Origin of the sequence: Mannheimia massilioguelmaensis, from assembly GCF_000940515.1 — a bacterium.
Lineage (GTDB): Bacteria > Pseudomonadota > Gammaproteobacteria > Enterobacterales > Pasteurellaceae > Basfia > Basfia bettyae.
In genome coordinates this window covers 154,140-169,584 of record NZ_CDQL01000007.1, presented here as the reverse complement: position 1 = coordinate 169,584, position 15,445 = coordinate 154,140, and the positions used below count along the sequence as shown (strand labels likewise).

Genomic DNA, 15,445 nt, shown 5'->3' with positions numbered 1-15,445 from the left:
AAAAATAAGGCGTTAATTAAAGTTAACGCCTTTTTTATTTTCTGCGGTGCAAAATTTTAAAATTTCTACCGCACTTTTTCTCGTTAAGTTCTCGAGCTATAATCTCCTACACACACCCACTTATAAGTGGTTAATGCTTCTAATCCCATTGGGCCCCGTGCATGCAATTTTTGTGTGCTCACTGCAACTTCTGCACCTAACCCAAATTGTCCACCATCAGTAAATCTTGTACTGGCATTTACATATACTGCGGCCGCATCCACTTGAGTCACAAATTGTTTTGCTAATTTTTGTGATTCGGTCAGAATGCTTTCTGAATGTTCACTACCATATCGACGGATATGAGTTATCGCTTGTTCAATATCTTTTACTACCACAACATTGAGATCATAAGATAACCATTCTCTAGCGAGCTGTTCTTCAGTTACTCGCTCAACCTCAGTTGTCACATTTTTTAAAATAGAAAGTGCGGTAGGATCCGCATGAAATTTTATAGCTTTCGTTTTTAAATGATTAGCCAATTTGGGTAAAAAGGTTTCGGCAATACTCTCCTGAACTAACAGGGTTTCTAAGGTATTACAAGTGCTTGGGCGTTGTGTTTTTGCATTTTCAATCAAAGGTAACGCTTTCTCTTGATCTGCGGTCTCTTCTACAAAAATATGACAAACACCAATTCCTCCGATAATTACTGGAATAGTAGAATTTTTACGGCAAAGTTCTTGTAAACCTGCTCCACCACGAGGAATAATCATATCGACATATTGATCCAAATGCAGTAATTCCATTACTAATTCACGATTAGGATCGGTAATTGCTTGTACTGCATGTTTTGGCAATCCAGCTTGTTGTAAAGCATCTTGCAGGACTTTTACTAAAATCTTATTGGAATGTTGGGTTTCTTTCCCTCCTCGTAAAATCACTGCATTACCCGTTTTTAAACATAAGCTTGCCACATCAATTGTCACATTTGGACGAGCTTCATAAATCGTGCCAATTACACCTAGAGGTACTCGAATACGTTCCAGCGTTAATCCACTGTCTAATACTCCACCATCAATGATTTTTCCTACTGGATCGGCTAATGAAATAACATGACGAACATCATTAGCAATACCTTTTAACCGATCTTCAGTCAGTAATAAACGGTCAATAATTGATGCAGATAAACCATTTTCCTTTGCTTCCTGAACATCTTTCGCATTTTCCGCTAAAATGATATCTTTTTGAGCTTCTAATTGTTCGGCAATAATTAATAAAGCTTTATTTTTCTCTGTTTGAGATAATTGAGAAAGAATAAATGATGCTTGTTTTGCTTGTTTGCCCATTTCATTAATTATCGACATACTCTGCCCCATTATTTTATTTTTTTTGGTAATTTATCATCCACTGAATTTACGATTATTTGTTGTTCTTGAAAATCAAAAACGGGCAACCCTAATTTAAAGTAAATTGCTAATAAACGTAGAATGAAACCACTTATCAAGGTCACGATAATCGTAATATTTTGTTCTAAACCTATATGTTGTAATCCAATATAAATAACCGTAGCTAATAAGGCAATACTCGCATAAAGCTCTTTTTGGAAAACTAAAGGAATTCGGTTACATAGAAGATCACGCAGTACCCCACCAAAAGCCCCTGTTATAATTGCCGCAATAGAGGCAACCGTAAATCCATGTCCCATATCTAATGCAACTTGAGCCCCAATAATAGAGAAAACAATTAATCCTAAAGCATCTAAAACCAAAAATATAGTTCGAAAATAACGCATAAAATGATTAATAAAAGGGGCAATAAATACGGTTAAAATCGCCGCACTCGCAACAATTAAAAAGTTTTCAGGGTGTTTTACCCAACTTAATGGATAATGCCCTAATAATACATCTCGAACAGAGCCCCCTCCAATAGCCGTCATTGAAGCAATAATCACCACACCAAAAATATCCATTTTTTCACGTCCTGCGGCTAATGCACCAGTAATCGCCTCTGCGGTAATCCCCACCAGATAAAGAATTGATAACAACATATAACATTCTCATGAATAATTCGTCATTGAAATTATTCTAACTGAAATCCTGCCCCAACTCCATTTTCCTTTACGCTCATTTTGTGATGTTGATAACAGAATTATTTTTCTTTTTCACTTAGTATACCTATGCCATCTATATCCATCTCATTAAACCTAATATAAGGAAATATTGTATGAAAAAATTGATTAATACAGTTGAAACTGTACTTGATGAACAATTACAAGGTTTTGTCAAATCACATTCACAACTCGTTTTAAATACAGATCCCGTTTATATTCGAAGAATTGATGCCCCAGTAGCTGGGAAAGTCGCAATTATCTCAGGGGGTGGAAGTGGACACGAACCAATGCATGCTGGATTTGTAGGGGATGGTATGTTAGATGGTGCTTGCCCTGGTGCAATATTTACTTCACCAACACCAGATCAAATGTTTGAATGTGGAATGTCAGTAGATAGTGGAGAAGGAATATTATTACTGATTAAAAACTACACAGGAGATGTTTTAAATTTTGAAACTGCGACTGAATTACTTGCTGATATGGGAAATAAAGTTGCTACCGTATTAGTAGATGATGATGTTGCCGTAAAAGACAGTTTATATACTGCAGGCCGTCGTGGTGTGGCTAATACCGTTATTCTTGAGAAATTATTAGGTGCCGCCGCCAATAAAGGCTATAACTTAGATCAATTGGCTGAACTAGGTTATAAACTTAATAACCAAGGTCATTCTATTGGAATTGCATTAGGTGCTTGTACAGTTCCTGCTGCAGGAAAACCGTCATTTACGCTAAATGAACAAGAAATGGAATTTGGTGTTGGTATTCATGGTGAACCAGGTATTGAACGTCGTCCTTTTGAGAATCTTGATAAAACAGTTGAACAAATGTTTGATACCCTAATTGCACATGGTGATTATGAACGTAAAACACGCCGTTGGGATCATAAAAATCATCAATGGAACGAGGTTACGGATAAGAAAAAAGCCTTACAAAAAGGAGATCGAGTCATCGCTTTAGTTAATAATTTGGGTTCAGTTCCACTCTCAGAGCTATATGGTGTCTACAATAAACTGACAGAATGTTGCGAACAATTTGGACTAACCATTGAACGCAATCTTGTAGGCTCATACTGCACTTCGTTAGATATGCAAGGCATATCAATTACGCTAGTCAAAGTAGATGATGATATTCTTTCCCTTTGGGATGCATCAGTTAATACCCCTGCGCTTCGCTGGGGAAAATAGTTTAAGCAAGGAGAAATAACATGGCTTTAACTCAAAAACAGATATTACAATGGCTTGAAAATTGTCATCAATGTTTTACTGAACAACGAGATTATCTTACCCAATTAGATACAAGTATTGGCGATGGTGATCATGGACTCAATATGCAAAGAGGCTTCAGTAAAGTTGCTGAAAAGCTTCCTACATTAGCTGATAAAGATATTAGCACAATTCTGAAAACCGTTGGCATGACATTATTGTCTCAAGTTGGTGGAGCCAGTGGGCCTTTATATGGCACATTTTTTCTAAAAGCCTCCCAAAGCATAGATGGGAAACAAGATATTTCTACTGAAGGCTTAGTACAAATGTTAAAAAATGGTGTAGAAGGTATTGTTTCTCGAGGGCATGCTAAATTAGGTGATAAAACCATGTGCGATGTATGGCTACCCGTTTTAGATGAATTAGAACAAGCTGATCTTCATCAATCTCTGTGTACATTGCTTGAAAGTGCAGTTAAAAAAGCAAAAATATCACTTGAAGCCACCATTCCATTAGTTGCTAAAAAAGGACGTGCAAGTTATTTAGCTGAACGTAGTGTAGGCTATCAGGATCCTGGTGCAACTTCTACAATGTATATGCTTGAAGCATTATATCAAGCGGTAAAATAGGAGTGACTAATGGTTAACCTTGTTATTGTTTCACATAGTGCAAAATTAGGTGAGGGCGTTGCAGAACTAGCTAACCAAATAGTGAGAGATGGCTGTAAAATTGCAGTTGCCGCAGGAATTGATGATACTGAAAATCCTATTGGTACAGATGCGGTAAAAATTATGAATGCTATTGAAGCTGTTTTTTCAGAGGATGGCGTTGTGGTGTTAGTCGATCTTGGTAGTGCTATTCTCAGTGCTCAAACGGCTTTAGAACTGCTAGAACCAACAATTGCTGAAAAAGTAGTAATTAGCTATGCTCCACTGGTAGAAGGCACACTCGCAGCCGCAGTGGCAGCCTCGACAGGCGATACATTAAATACTGTTTTAGAAGAAGCCAATCTAGCGGCACATTTAAAATTAGAACAAGCTTATAACTAAGGGCTATTAGTGTTCTACATATAATCTACATATAAAAAGTGCGGTAAAAATTTTTCAAATTTACACCGCACTTTTCTTATCAAAAATAAAGTTAATTACGCTTCAAACAAAGCCTTATGCAATACACGAACTACATCATCAGCATATGCACTATGTACTAAAGTACAAACATTATTAGTGCTTGCACCATAACTAATCATGCGAATATTGTATTCCTCTAAAGTATCAAAAATACGTTTTGCAATACCTGCAGATAAATGTAAGTCATTACCAATTAATGCTACTAGTGCTAATCCTGTATCTACTTTTACTGTACAGACCTCGCTTAATTCATTCAGTAAATCACCTGATAATAATTCCGTACCTGAAGAAGCTGAGCCTGTTTTATCCAAAGTTAAAGCAATACTCACTTCCGAGGTAGTAATCGTATCTACTGAAATCTTATGTTTTGCTAAAATACTGAATACGTTGGCTAAGAATCCTTGAGCATGGAGCATATTTAAGCTGGATAAGGTTAATAAAGTTTGATCTCGACGTAATGCTATGGCACGGAAAGTCGGGCGAGGTTGAGGATCACGAGTCACCCAAGTCCCCCCCTCTTGAGGCGCTTTACTTGAACCAACATATACAGGAATATTGCTACGTACCGCAGGTAATAACGTAGCAGGATGTAATACTTTTGCTCCGAAAGTTGCCATTTCTGCTGCTTCAGCAAAACTCATGGTATCAATACGTTGTGCATTTGGCACAATTCGCGGATCTGTCGTATAAATGCCTGCCACATCAGTCCAAATTAATACATCTTTTGCATTTAATACTTCAGCAATTAATGCTGCTGAATAATCAGATCCACCTCGGCCTAATGTAGTGGTTTTACCATTGGCATCACGACCAATAAAACCTTGTGTAATCACAAGTTCACCACGATCAATGAGTGGTTTTAATATGTTATCACTATTTTTTTGAGTCTGCTCATCATTAGGAACAGCCTTACCAAAATGGCTATTTGTGGCAACGATAGTTCGTACATCAACCCAAGTAGCTTGTGCATTTAATTCACGCAAAATTTGCACAAATATTTTGGTCGACATCATTTCTCCATGGCTAATCAGTTCATCAGTTAACGCTGTTGAATTAGCTAAACTTGCAGCTTCGGCTAAATATTCAATATTTGTTAATAATGCCTCTACCTCAAGTCGTACCGTACTACTATCCTTTAATTCATTTAAAATATTTTCTTGAATTTGACGAACTTCGCCAATCAATTTAGCACGTTCAGTGCTATCACAACCTGCAGCGAGTGCCACCAATAAATTGGTGACTCCTGCTGATGCAGAAAGAACAACTACACGAGTATTAGGATCGGCAATAATGATTTTTGCACAAGCGGTCATTGCTGCATGGTTTGCAACACTTGTGCCTCCAAATTTAGCGACAGAAAGGTTAGCCATAGGTTATATCCTCTTAAAAGTTAATAATGTTGTGTTTCCATACAAATAGCGATTTGCCCATTATTTGTCAAATAAAATCTATAAAATTTAAAAGATTTTTTATTTTTATTAAGAGATTATTATTTATTTGCTAACTTATCTAAGATTTTTTGATGAATTCCACCAAAACTTCCATTGGACATCACTAAAATATGATCTGTTGGTTGAGCTTCTTTCACAATGGAATCGACCAATTTATCCAAGTCCGCAGTCCAGGTCGCTGGTTGAACACATTTATTAGTAATTTCAACCACATCCCAAGGAATATTATCTGGTTGAAGAATAAACACATGATCCGCACGAACTAAAGCAGGAGCAATTTCTTCTTTATGTACGCCCATTTTCATGGTATTTGAACGAGGCTCAAGCACTGCCAAAATACGTACACCACCGCCGACCTTATCACGAAGTGCGGTTAATGTTGCTTGAATTTCAGTTGGATGATGAGCAAAGTCATCGTATACCGTTATACCATTGACTTCACCTTTAACTTCTAAACGACGTTTTGCATTAACAAAAGTAGATAATGCTTTAGCCGAATCCGCAATAGCAACACCTGCATGATGAGCCGCAGCAATTGCCATTACCGCATTATGCATATTATGCTGACCAACAATATTCCAATGCACTTCAGCTACTTTTTCACCTTTATGGAATACTGCAAACTGAGTGCAATCATGAGTAATACGGGTTGCATCCCATTCTTGATCTTTACCCAAAAATTGCTGTTCACACCAGCACCCCATATCAAGAGTTTCTTTAACACTCGCTTCACTCGCAACCGACAAGATTCGACCACTTTGAGGAATCGTACGAATCATATGATGAAATTGACGTTGAATCGCTTTAAGATCATCAAAAATATCAGCATGATCAAAGCCAATATTATTAATAATTAAGGTTTTCGGATTGTAATGCACAAATTTAGAACGTTTATCAAAAAATGCCGTATCATATTCATCAGCTTCAATCACAAAATATTGGCTATCCGTAAAACGAGATGACACACCAAAATTACCTGCAATTCCGCCCACCAAGAAATTAGGATTTAAGCCACTTTGTTCAAGAATCCAAGTCAACATACCTGTAGTAGTGGTTTTGCCATGAGTACCCGAAACAGCAAAAACCCAACGATTATGTAATAGGTGATCATGTAGCCACTGCGGGCCAGACATATATGGAAGTTGATTCTCTAATACATATTCCACACAAGGATTCCCACGTTTCATCGCATTTCCAATGATCACCATGTCTGGAGCAGGCTGTAATTGTGATACATCAAAATGTGGGATAATGGTAATACCACTTTTTTCTAAAAAACTGGACATTGGAGGATAAACATTGGTATCAGAACCCGTCACATGGTAACCCATTTGTTTTGCAATAATTGCTAAGCCACCCATAAATGTACCACAGACGCCAAGAATATGAATATGTTTCATTATTAGTTATCTCTTTTATGCTTTAATATATCTAAATAAATTTGTGTATTAGATCACATTGTTAAAATTCTGTTATACCTAGTGCACAATTAAGTTCCTATAATAATCCAAGTCACTTATTGAGTAAACGCTTAGTATTGACGATAGAATTAATAGGCATTAGCAAAAAACATTTTATTCAAATTTGTTATACTAAAACTACTACTTTTTATTATCTAACATAGGTAAATGATATTATGAAAACACTAGATGAATTTATTGTCGACAAACAAGCGGAATATCCTAATGCAAAAGGTGCATTATCAGGCATTCTTTCATCAATCCGACTTGTTGCGAAAATTATCCATCGAGATATTAATCGTGCTGGATTAACCAATAATATTCTAGGTTTATCCGGTGTAGATAACGTTCAAGGCGAACATCAAATGAAGCTTGATTTATTTGCCCATAATGCAATGAAACAAGCATTAATCTCACGTGAAGAAGTTGCAGGTTTTGCTTCTGAAGAAGAGGAAGAAATTGTCGTATTTGATACTGAACGTGGTCGCAATGCAAGATATGTAATCTTGACGGATCCATTAGATGGTTCATCTAATATTGATGTGAATGTATCTGTTGGTACAATTTTCTCTATTTATCGTCGAGTAACACCAGTAGGTACACCTGTCACATTAGAAGACTTTACCCAACCAGGGAATAAACAAGTTGCAGCGGGTTACGTGGTCTACGGTTCTTCTACTATGTTAGTTTATACCACAGGTAATGGCGTGAATGGTTTCACTTATGACCCATCATTAGGGACTTTTTGCTTATCCCATGAAAATATGCAAATGCCAAAAACAGGTAAAATCTACTCTATTAATGAAGGTCAGTATTTAAAATTTCCTACGGGAGTTAAAAAATATATTAAATATTGCCAAGAAGAAGATCCCGCCTCTAATCGTCCTTACACCTCACGCTATATTGGTTCATTAGTGGCCGACTTCCATCGCAATTTATTAAAAGGTGGAATTTATATTTATCCAAGTGCAACGAACTATCCAAAGGGTAAATTACGTTTACTTTATGAAGGAAATCCAATTGCCTTCTTAACAGAGCAAGCGGGAGGGATTGCAAGTGATGGCTATCGTCGCATTTTAGATATTCTACCGACTGAATTACATCAACGTATTCCATTATTTATTGGTTCTAAAGAAATGGTTGAAAAAGCTCAAGAATTTATGGAACAATTCAAAGATTAACCACATAATAAGAAACAAAAAACGTACCTTTTTAGGTACGTTTTTTATTTTTAAAGTCAATAAGTTAAGATTATTCAATATAAGTAAACTTTGCCCATAAAGGGAAAGTCGCTGTAAGAAATAATAAAAATATTAGAACATAGTAGGAAAGTTTTTGCTTATGGTAAATATGAAATGCCAAAATGCCAGCTATTAATAAATGTAATAAAAAATATAAAATAAGTGCAAACGGATTAGCTAAATTTACGCCTGTTGATAACAGTGAATATATCAATACAGCAAGGCTCCATAAAGCATTACACACTAACAATACAGTGATAATTAAAGGCAACAATGCAATAAAATCTTGTAACCGATTACGAGAAACCACGAGTACAATATTTGCCAAAATAACGCCAACCAAAAGTTGTGAAAATAAATTATATTGCAGTAATTCTAAACATGAAATTTTTGTTAATAAGCTGACAAATGCAATGAGCGCTAATAGCCCGACCAATGCAGCTAGCTTTAATCTAAAAATTTGAGGTTTAGGTTCCAGGGATTGCTTTAACATAATAATTAACATCAATCCTCCAGCAATAAACTGTAAGAGAATATTAACTGAATATGGCTTTGCAAATAACCCTAATATCCATACACTTCCCCAGTAAAAAGCAAAATAGTTTATGGCTCGAATCAAGCGCCCTCGTTGTCCATTACAAATACGACCTTTAAGAAAGACTAATACACAAATAAATTGGGCCATTAATACAGCAATATTAAAATGGGGAATGGCGTTTATTTGAGGTGGTAAAAGCACCGTATAAATATCAATTAAAATCAATAATACGACGGGTAAACTTAATTTAATTATCGTTAGTTCTCTTGATTCTTGTTCTTCTGACATTGTCCTATCAACCTTACAATTAATAAATTTGAAGCATTATGAATGAATAAAAAAGTGCGGTCAAAATTTTATAAATTTTATTTTATTCGCCTAATCTTAATATTGATGATATATACTTATTTTTGTTAAAGAAAAATCATCAATAATGCTTGAGTTTAGTTAGACTTAAGCATCATTTTTGTTTAGACTGTAACAATATTTTGACAAAATGGAGAACACAATGTCACTTAACGATCAAGATCCTTGGGCAAAGCCTGGGCAAGGTAGCCAGAAACAGCCAGAAAATAATACATCAAATAATAATGATGATAATAAACAAGGCTGGTCTAATAAGCCAAATAATACTGAGCAATCTCCCCCTGATTTAGAGGAAGTATTTAATAATCTACTCAAAAAATTAGGTGGTGGTAATGGTCGCCATAACTCATCATTTTCCAATCAAAATATGGGAAAACTTGCTCCCATTGGTATAGCATTAGCCATTGCAATATGGGGCTTAAGTGGCTTATATACCATAAAAGAAGCAGAACGTGGTGTAGTTACACGCTTTGGTCAATTACATAGTATCGTACAACCAGGTTTAAACTGGAAACCAACCTTTATTGATAATGTTATCCCAGTTAATGTAGAGCAAGTGAAAGAATTAAAAACTCAAGGCGCAATGCTTACACAAGATGAAAATATGGTTAAAGTAGAGATGACTGTACAATATCGTGTGCAAGATCCAGCTAAATATCTCTTTAGTGTTACAAATGCAGATGACAGTTTAAATCAAGCTACTGATAGTGCATTACGTTATGTTATTGGTCATATGACCATGGATGATATTCTCACAACAGGTCGTGCAGTTGTCAGAGAACAAACGTGGAAAGCACTTAATGAAGTGATTCAGCCTTATGATATGGGTGTTGAAGTAATTGATGTAAACTTCCAATCGGCACGCCCACCTGAAGATGTCAAAGATGCCTTTGATGATGCTATTAAAGCTCAAGAAGATGAACAACGCTATATTCGTGAAGCGGAAGCCTATGCTCGTGAGCAAGAGCCTATTGCTCGTGGTGATGCCCAACGTATTGTAGAAGAAGCAACCGCTTATAAAGATAAAGTTGTATTAAATGCACAAGGTGAAGTTGAACGTTTACAACGTCTATTACCTGAATTTAAAGCCGCACCTGATCTTCTTCGTGAACGTCTGTATATTCAGTCCATGGAACAAATTATGGCGAAAACCCCAAAAATCATGCTTGATAGTAATGGCAATAATCTTAATGTATTACCAATGGATCAAATTCTACGTAATAAACATGAGCAAACTAAAGCACCAGCGACAACAGGCGCACCTAATACTATCGTGCCTCAGCCACAAAGTGCGGTCAGAATTCCACAAAATTCTGTGCAACAATCTCAAGTAGAAAGTTCGAATAATAGTAATACTCGTCAAGGGAGATTTAACTAATGCGTAAATTTTTATTGCCAATTTTAATCATTCTTGCCCTGATTCTTTATTCAAGCATAGTGATCGTCAATGAAGGTTCTCGAGGCATCATGTTGCGTTTTGGCAAAGTACAACGTGACGCGGATCATAAAGTTGTAGTCTACAACCCTGGTCTGCATTTTAAAATTCCATTTATTGATACCTTAAAGCCTTTAGATGCACGTATCAGAACCTTAGATGGTCAAGCCGATCGCTTTGTTACGGTGGAGAAAAAAGACTTATTAGTGGATTCTTATGTAAAATGGAAAATCAGTGATTTTGGACGTTTCTACACATCTACAGGGGGGGCAGACTATGCTCAAGCAGCTAACCTACTTCGTCGCAAAGTCAATGACCGTTTACGTTCTGAAATTGGTACAAGAACGATAAAAGATATCGTTTCTGGTACTCGTGGTGAATTAATGGAAGGTGCTCGAAAAGCTTTAAATACCGGGCAAGATAGTACTGCAGAATTAGGTATTGAAGTGGTTGATGTGCGTGTAAAACAAATTAACTTGCCAGATGAAGTTTCCTCATCTATTTATCAACGTATGCGTGCAGAACGTGATGCGGTAGCACGTCAACATCGTTCACAAGGAAAAGAAAAAGCAGCCTTTATCCAAGCTGATGTTGACCGTAAAGTTACAGTAATTTTAGCTAACGCCAATAAAACCGCTGAACAATTACGAGGGGAAGGCGATGCCAATGCAGCAAAATTATTTTCCACCGCATTTGCAAATGAACCTCAATTCTACAGTTTTATTCGTAGTTTGAAAGCCTATGAAAATAGTTTCTCTGGTTCAGAAAACATGATGATTTTGAAACCAGATAGTGACTTCTTCCGCTTTATGCAAGCACCTAAAAAATAAAATTATTTAGATACAAGGGCGTTTTAAACGCCCTTTTTTATTATTTATAGAAATAATTAAAAATATTTTAAAATTCATCAAAAAAATTTAATTTTTATGATTAATCTTTCACTTTACTTGAATTTACATTGAGATTTTAGTAGAAAAATAGTAAAGTTAAGCACGAAAATTCGTTAAAACTTACCTCTCACAAGGCGGAAAATATATGGGTAAAAGTGTTGTTGTCTTAGGCGCTCAATGGGGCGATGAAGGTAAAGGCAAAATCGTTGACTTATTAACCGATCGTGCAAAATATGTTGTACGTTATCAAGGTGGTCACAATGCTGGTCATACATTAATTATTAATGGTGAAAAAACAGTTTTACGTTTAATTCCATCTGGTATTTTACGTGATAATGTGACTTGTTTAATTGGTAATGGCGTAGTGCTTTCTCCAGCCGCATTAATGCAAGAAATGGGAGAATTAGAAAGTCGTGGAATTAAAGTTCGTGAACGTCTATTAATTTCAGAAGCTTGCCCGTTAATTCTGCCTTATCATGTTGCTATGGATCATGCACGTGAAGCTGCATTAGGTAAAAAAGCAATTGGGACAACGGGACGTGGTATTGGCCCTGCTTATGAAGATAAAGTGGCTCGTCGTGGTTTACGTGTAGGCGACTTATTTGATAAGGCACAATTTGCTGAGAAACTTAAAAATATCTTAGATTATTATAACTTCCAATTAGTTAATTACTATAAAGTAGAAGCTATTGACTTCCAAAAAACCTATGATGATGTCATGGCAATTGCTGATATCATTACTGGTATGGTTGCAGATATTGGTGTTATCTTAAATACTGCTCGTCAAAACGGTGACAATATTTTATTTGAAGGCGCACAAGGTGCTATGTTAGATATTGATCATGGTACTTACCCTTACGTGACAAGCTCAAATACCACTGCTGGTGGGGTAGCAACAGGCTCAGGTTTAGGACCTCGTAATATTGACTATGTATTAGGTATTATCAAAGCATACTGTACTCGTGTAGGCGGAGGCCCATTTACAACTGAATTATTTGATGAAGTTGGTCAAGAAATTGCACGTAAAGGTAATGAATTTGGTGCTGTTACTGGTCGTCCTCGTCGTTGTGGCTGGTTTGATGCAGTGGCTATTCGTCGTGCAATCGAAGTAAATAGTATTACTGGCTTCTGTATGACTAAATTAGATGTATTAGATGGTTTTGATGAAGTAAAAATCTGTGTAGGTTACAAACTTCCAAATGGCAAAATCGTGGATTATGCACCATTAGCAGCGAAAGACTGGGAAGGCGTTGAAGCTATTTATGAATCTATGCCAGGTTGGAAAGAAAACACTTTCCGTGTAACTGATGTGGAAAAACTTCCAGTAAACTGCCGTAACTATATTAAACGTATTGAAGAAGTTACTGGCGTACCTGTTGCAATTCTTTCAACGGGTCCAGACCGTGTTGAAACTATGGTTCTTGTGGATCCATTTGCTGCATAAGCCAAGAATTTTTTAAAACGGACCGCACTTTTAGTTAGTGCGGTTTTTATAGAAATAAAAATAGCCACAAAAAAGCCAATATTCACATATTGGCTTTTATTTTTAATAATATAGGTAATTATCCCACTCGGCTCCCCGGTTGGACACCTGAATCAACATCAAGTAGGTATAAATCTTCGCCACCAGTACCTGCTGACAGAATCATACCCTCAGACAGACCAAATTTCATTTTACGTGGTGCTAAATTTGCCACCATAATAACAAAACGACCCTCTAGTTCTTCAGGTTTATTATATGCAGCTTTAATTCCAGAGAATACCTGACGGGTTTCAAAGCCTAAGTCTAATTGGAATTTCAATAATTTTTTACTTTCTGGCACAGCTTCACATTTAATTACTTTTGCGACACGTAAATCAATCTTAGCAAAATCATCAATGCTGATTTCAGGCTCTACAGGCTCAAAATTAGTTGAAAGTGCGGTTGGATTTTCCGAAATTTTTTCCTCTTTTTTAGCCTGTGTATTCAGCTGTGCATTTTCTTGTTTAGAAGACTCGATCATCTTTTCAATTTGCTTAGGATCTAAACGACTAAATAATGCTTTAAATGGCGCGATATTATGAGCTAATAATGGAGCACTTAAGCTATCCCAAGTTAATTCAGATTTTAAGAAAGCTTCTGAACGCTCAGCTAATTTAGGTAAAACAGGTTTTAAATAGCCCATTAATACACGGAACATTTGAATCCCCATTGAGCAGACCTCATGAAGTTCTTGTTCTCGAGCTTCTTCTTTCGCAATAATCCAAGGAGCCTTATCATCAACATACTTATTCGCTTTATCCGTTAATGCCATAATTTCACGAATAGCTTTACCAAACTCACGATTTTCATAGTAAGTTGCGATTGGTTCCGATTGAGCAACAAACTCATTGAATAATGTTTCATCTTCTAATTTATTAGCTAATTTACCTTCAAAACGTTTTTGAATAAAGCTCGCATTACGAGAAGCTAAGTTCACTAATTTATTTACTAAATCTGTATTTACTCGCTGTACAAAATCATCGAGATTCAAATCTAAATCATCAATACGATTACTTAATTTGGCTGCATAATAGTAACGTAAACATTCAGGATCTAAATGTTTGAGATAAGTTGCAGCCTGGATAAAGGTACCTCGAGATTTTGACATTTTCTCGCCATTTACTGTCACGTAACCATGCACAAAAATATTCGTTGGTTTACGATAATTAGCACCTTCTAACATAGCAGGCCAAAATAAGCTATGGAAATACATGATATCTTTACCAATAAAATGATAAAGCTCTGCTTGACTATCTTTTTTCCAGAAACAATCAAAATCAATATTTTCACGTTTACATAGATTTTTGAAAGAAGCCATATAGCCAATAGGTGCATCTAACCAAACATAGAAATATTTACCTTCAGCATCAGGGATCTCAAAACCAAAATAAGGTGCATCACGAGAAATATCCCATTGTTGTAACCCTGCTTCAAACCATTCATTCATTTTATTTGCGACTTCTTGTTGCAATGAACCTGAACGAATCCAATCTTTTAACATGGATTCAAAACTTGGTAGATCAAAGAAAAAATGCTCACTTTCTTTTATAATAGGTGTCGCACCAGAAACCGCAGAATGTGGATTTAATAATTCTGTTGGACTATAAGTTGCAGAACAAACTTCACAGTTATCACCATATTGATCTTGAGCACCACATTTTGGGCAAGTACCTTTTACAAAACGATCAGGTAAAAACATTCCTTTTTCAGGATCATAAAGTTGTGAAATAGTACGGCTTTTAATAAATCCATTCTCTTTCAATTTTTTATAAATAGATACAGAGAGTTCTTTATTTTCTTCACTATGTGTTGAATGGTAATTATCAAAGCTAATATTAAAGCCCGAAAAATCGGCATAATGTTTTTCTTTTACATCAGCAATTAATTGCTCTGATGTGATACCCATTTGATCAGCTTTCAACATAATTGGGGTACCATGTGCATCATCAGCACAAACAAAATAAATTTGATTCCCACGCATACGTTGGAAACGCACCCAGATATCAGCTTGAATATGCTCAAGCATATGACCTAAGTGGATAGGACCATTTGCGTAAGGTAACGCACAAGTCACAAGAATTTGGCGGTTTTGGTTTGACATTAAATACCTTCTTATAGGTG

13 protein-coding genes are annotated in these 15,445 nt (G+C 36.1%); 7 read left to right on the top strand and 6 right to left on the bottom strand.

The features are described from left to right. Positions 1-83: 83 nt before the first annotated feature. Together proA and BN1226_RS07390 are read right to left on the bottom strand one after the other, a co-directional pair. Entirely contained in the window at positions 84-1,337 is a 1,254-nt protein-coding gene (gene proA, locus BN1226_RS07395; RefSeq protein WP_044470811.1) for a glutamate-5-semialdehyde dehydrogenase, read from the bottom strand. Positions 1,338-1,354: 17 nt separating this feature from the next. Further along, entirely contained in the window at positions 1,355-2,026 is a 672-nt protein-coding gene (locus BN1226_RS07390; protein ID WP_005761482.1) for a trimeric intracellular cation channel family protein, read from the bottom strand. A gap of 176 nt (positions 2,027-2,202) precedes the next feature. Between BN1226_RS07390 and dhaK the strand changes: the two genes are divergently transcribed. From dhaK to dhaM, 3 genes are read left to right on the top strand one after another with little or no spacing between them, the layout of a single operon-like run. Beyond that, complete coding sequence (gene dhaK / locus BN1226_RS07385) at positions 2,203-3,273, top strand: dihydroxyacetone kinase subunit DhaK (protein ID WP_044470648.1); 1,071 nt, start codon at positions 2,203-2,205, stop codon at positions 3,271-3,273. Positions 3,274-3,293: 20 nt separating this feature from the next. Continuing rightward, complete coding sequence (gene dhaL, locus BN1226_RS07380) at positions 3,294-3,920, top strand: dihydroxyacetone kinase subunit DhaL (protein ID WP_044470647.1); 627 nt, start codon at positions 3,294-3,296, stop codon at positions 3,918-3,920. Between the two features lie 9 nt (positions 3,921-3,929). Next, positions 3,930-4,340 carry a dihydroxyacetone kinase phosphoryl donor subunit DhaM gene (gene dhaM / locus BN1226_RS07375; protein ID WP_044470646.1) on the top strand — a complete coding sequence of 137 codons (411 nt, stop codon included), beginning with the start codon at positions 3,930-3,932 and terminating at the stop codon, positions 4,338-4,340. Positions 4,341-4,435: 95 nt separating this feature from the next. On the opposite strand, the gene lysC is transcribed toward dhaM, so the two are convergent. Next, positions 4,436-5,791: a lysine-sensitive aspartokinase 3 gene (gene lysC, locus BN1226_RS07370; RefSeq protein WP_044470645.1), complete on the bottom strand. Its 1,356-nt coding sequence runs from the start codon at positions 5,789-5,791 to the stop codon at positions 4,436-4,438. Between the two features lie 119 nt (positions 5,792-5,910). After that, complete coding sequence (mpl, locus tag BN1226_RS07365) at positions 5,911-7,272, bottom strand: UDP-N-acetylmuramate:L-alanyl-gamma-D-glutamyl-meso-diaminopimelate ligase (protein WP_044470644.1); 1,362 nt, start codon at positions 7,270-7,272, stop codon at positions 5,911-5,913. Between the two features lie 236 nt (positions 7,273-7,508). On the opposite strand from mpl, the gene fbp reads away from it, so the two are divergent. Beyond that, positions 7,509-8,513 carry a class 1 fructose-bisphosphatase gene (gene fbp / locus BN1226_RS07360; RefSeq protein WP_005761595.1) on the top strand — a complete coding sequence of 335 codons (1,005 nt, stop codon included), beginning with the start codon at positions 7,509-7,511 and terminating at the stop codon, positions 8,511-8,513. 70 nt (positions 8,514-8,583) lie between these two features. On the opposite strand, the gene BN1226_RS07355 is transcribed toward fbp, so the two are convergent. Further along, entirely contained in the window at positions 8,584-9,399 is an 816-nt protein-coding gene (locus tag BN1226_RS07355) for a hypothetical protein (RefSeq protein ID WP_044470643.1), read from the bottom strand. Between the two features lie 220 nt (positions 9,400-9,619). On the opposite strand from BN1226_RS07355, the gene hflK reads away from it, so the two are divergent. The 3 genes from hflK (at position 9,620) to purA (ending at position 13,246) form a co-directional block, all read left to right on the top strand. Continuing rightward, entirely contained in the window at positions 9,620-10,855 is a 1,236-nt protein-coding gene (gene hflK / locus BN1226_RS07350; protein WP_044470642.1) for an FtsH protease activity modulator HflK, read from the top strand. Further along, positions 10,855-11,742 (top strand): protease modulator HflC, encoded by an 888-nt coding sequence (gene hflC, locus BN1226_RS07345; protein ID WP_005761458.1) that lies wholly within the window; start codon positions 10,855-10,857, stop codon positions 11,740-11,742. Before hflK ends, hflC begins: the two co-directional genes overlap by 1 nt. Before the next feature lie 205 nt (positions 11,743-11,947). Further along, a complete protein-coding gene (gene purA / locus BN1226_RS07340) occupies positions 11,948-13,246 on the top strand; it encodes an adenylosuccinate synthase (RefSeq protein ID WP_044470641.1) in 1,299 nt (432 codons plus the stop codon). Between the two features lie 118 nt (positions 13,247-13,364). Here purA and metG read toward each other — a convergent pair whose 3' ends face one another. Beyond that, positions 13,365-15,425: a methionine--tRNA ligase gene (gene metG, locus BN1226_RS07335; protein WP_044470640.1), complete on the bottom strand. Its 2,061-nt coding sequence runs from the start codon at positions 15,423-15,425 to the stop codon at positions 13,365-13,367. Positions 15,426-15,445 lie beyond the last annotated feature (20 nt).

Coding starts and splice junctions, on each gene's coding strand:
- BN1226_RS07390 (WP_005761482.1), bottom strand. CDS start 2,026: ATGTTGTTATCAATTCTTTATCTGGTGGGGATTACCGCAGAGGCGATT.
- dhaK (WP_044470648.1), top strand. CDS start 2,203: ATGAAAAAATTGATTAATACAGTTGAAACTGTACTTGATGAACAATTA.
- dhaL (WP_044470647.1), top strand. CDS start 3,294: ATGGCTTTAACTCAAAAACAGATATTACAATGGCTTGAAAATTGTCAT.
- dhaM (WP_044470646.1), top strand. CDS start 3,930: ATGGTTAACCTTGTTATTGTTTCACATAGTGCAAAATTAGGTGAGGGC.
- lysC (WP_044470645.1), bottom strand. CDS start 5,791: ATGGCTAACCTTTCTGTCGCTAAATTTGGAGGCACAAGTGTTGCAAAC.
- mpl (WP_044470644.1), bottom strand. CDS start 7,272: ATGAAACATATTCATATTCTTGGCGTCTGTGGTACATTTATGGGTGGC.
- fbp (WP_005761595.1), top strand. CDS start 7,509: ATGAAAACACTAGATGAATTTATTGTCGACAAACAAGCGGAATATCCT.
- BN1226_RS07355 (WP_044470643.1), bottom strand. CDS start 9,399: ATGTCAGAAGAACAAGAATCAAGAGAACTAACGATAATTAAATTAAGT.
- hflK (WP_044470642.1), top strand. CDS start 9,620: ATGTCACTTAACGATCAAGATCCTTGGGCAAAGCCTGGGCAAGGTAGC.
- hflC (WP_005761458.1), top strand. CDS start 10,855: ATGCGTAAATTTTTATTGCCAATTTTAATCATTCTTGCCCTGATTCTT.
- purA (WP_044470641.1), top strand. CDS start 11,948: ATGGGTAAAAGTGTTGTTGTCTTAGGCGCTCAATGGGGCGATGAAGGT.
- metG (WP_044470640.1), bottom strand. CDS start 15,425: ATGTCAAACCAAAACCGCCAAATTCTTGTGACTTGTGCGTTACCTTAC.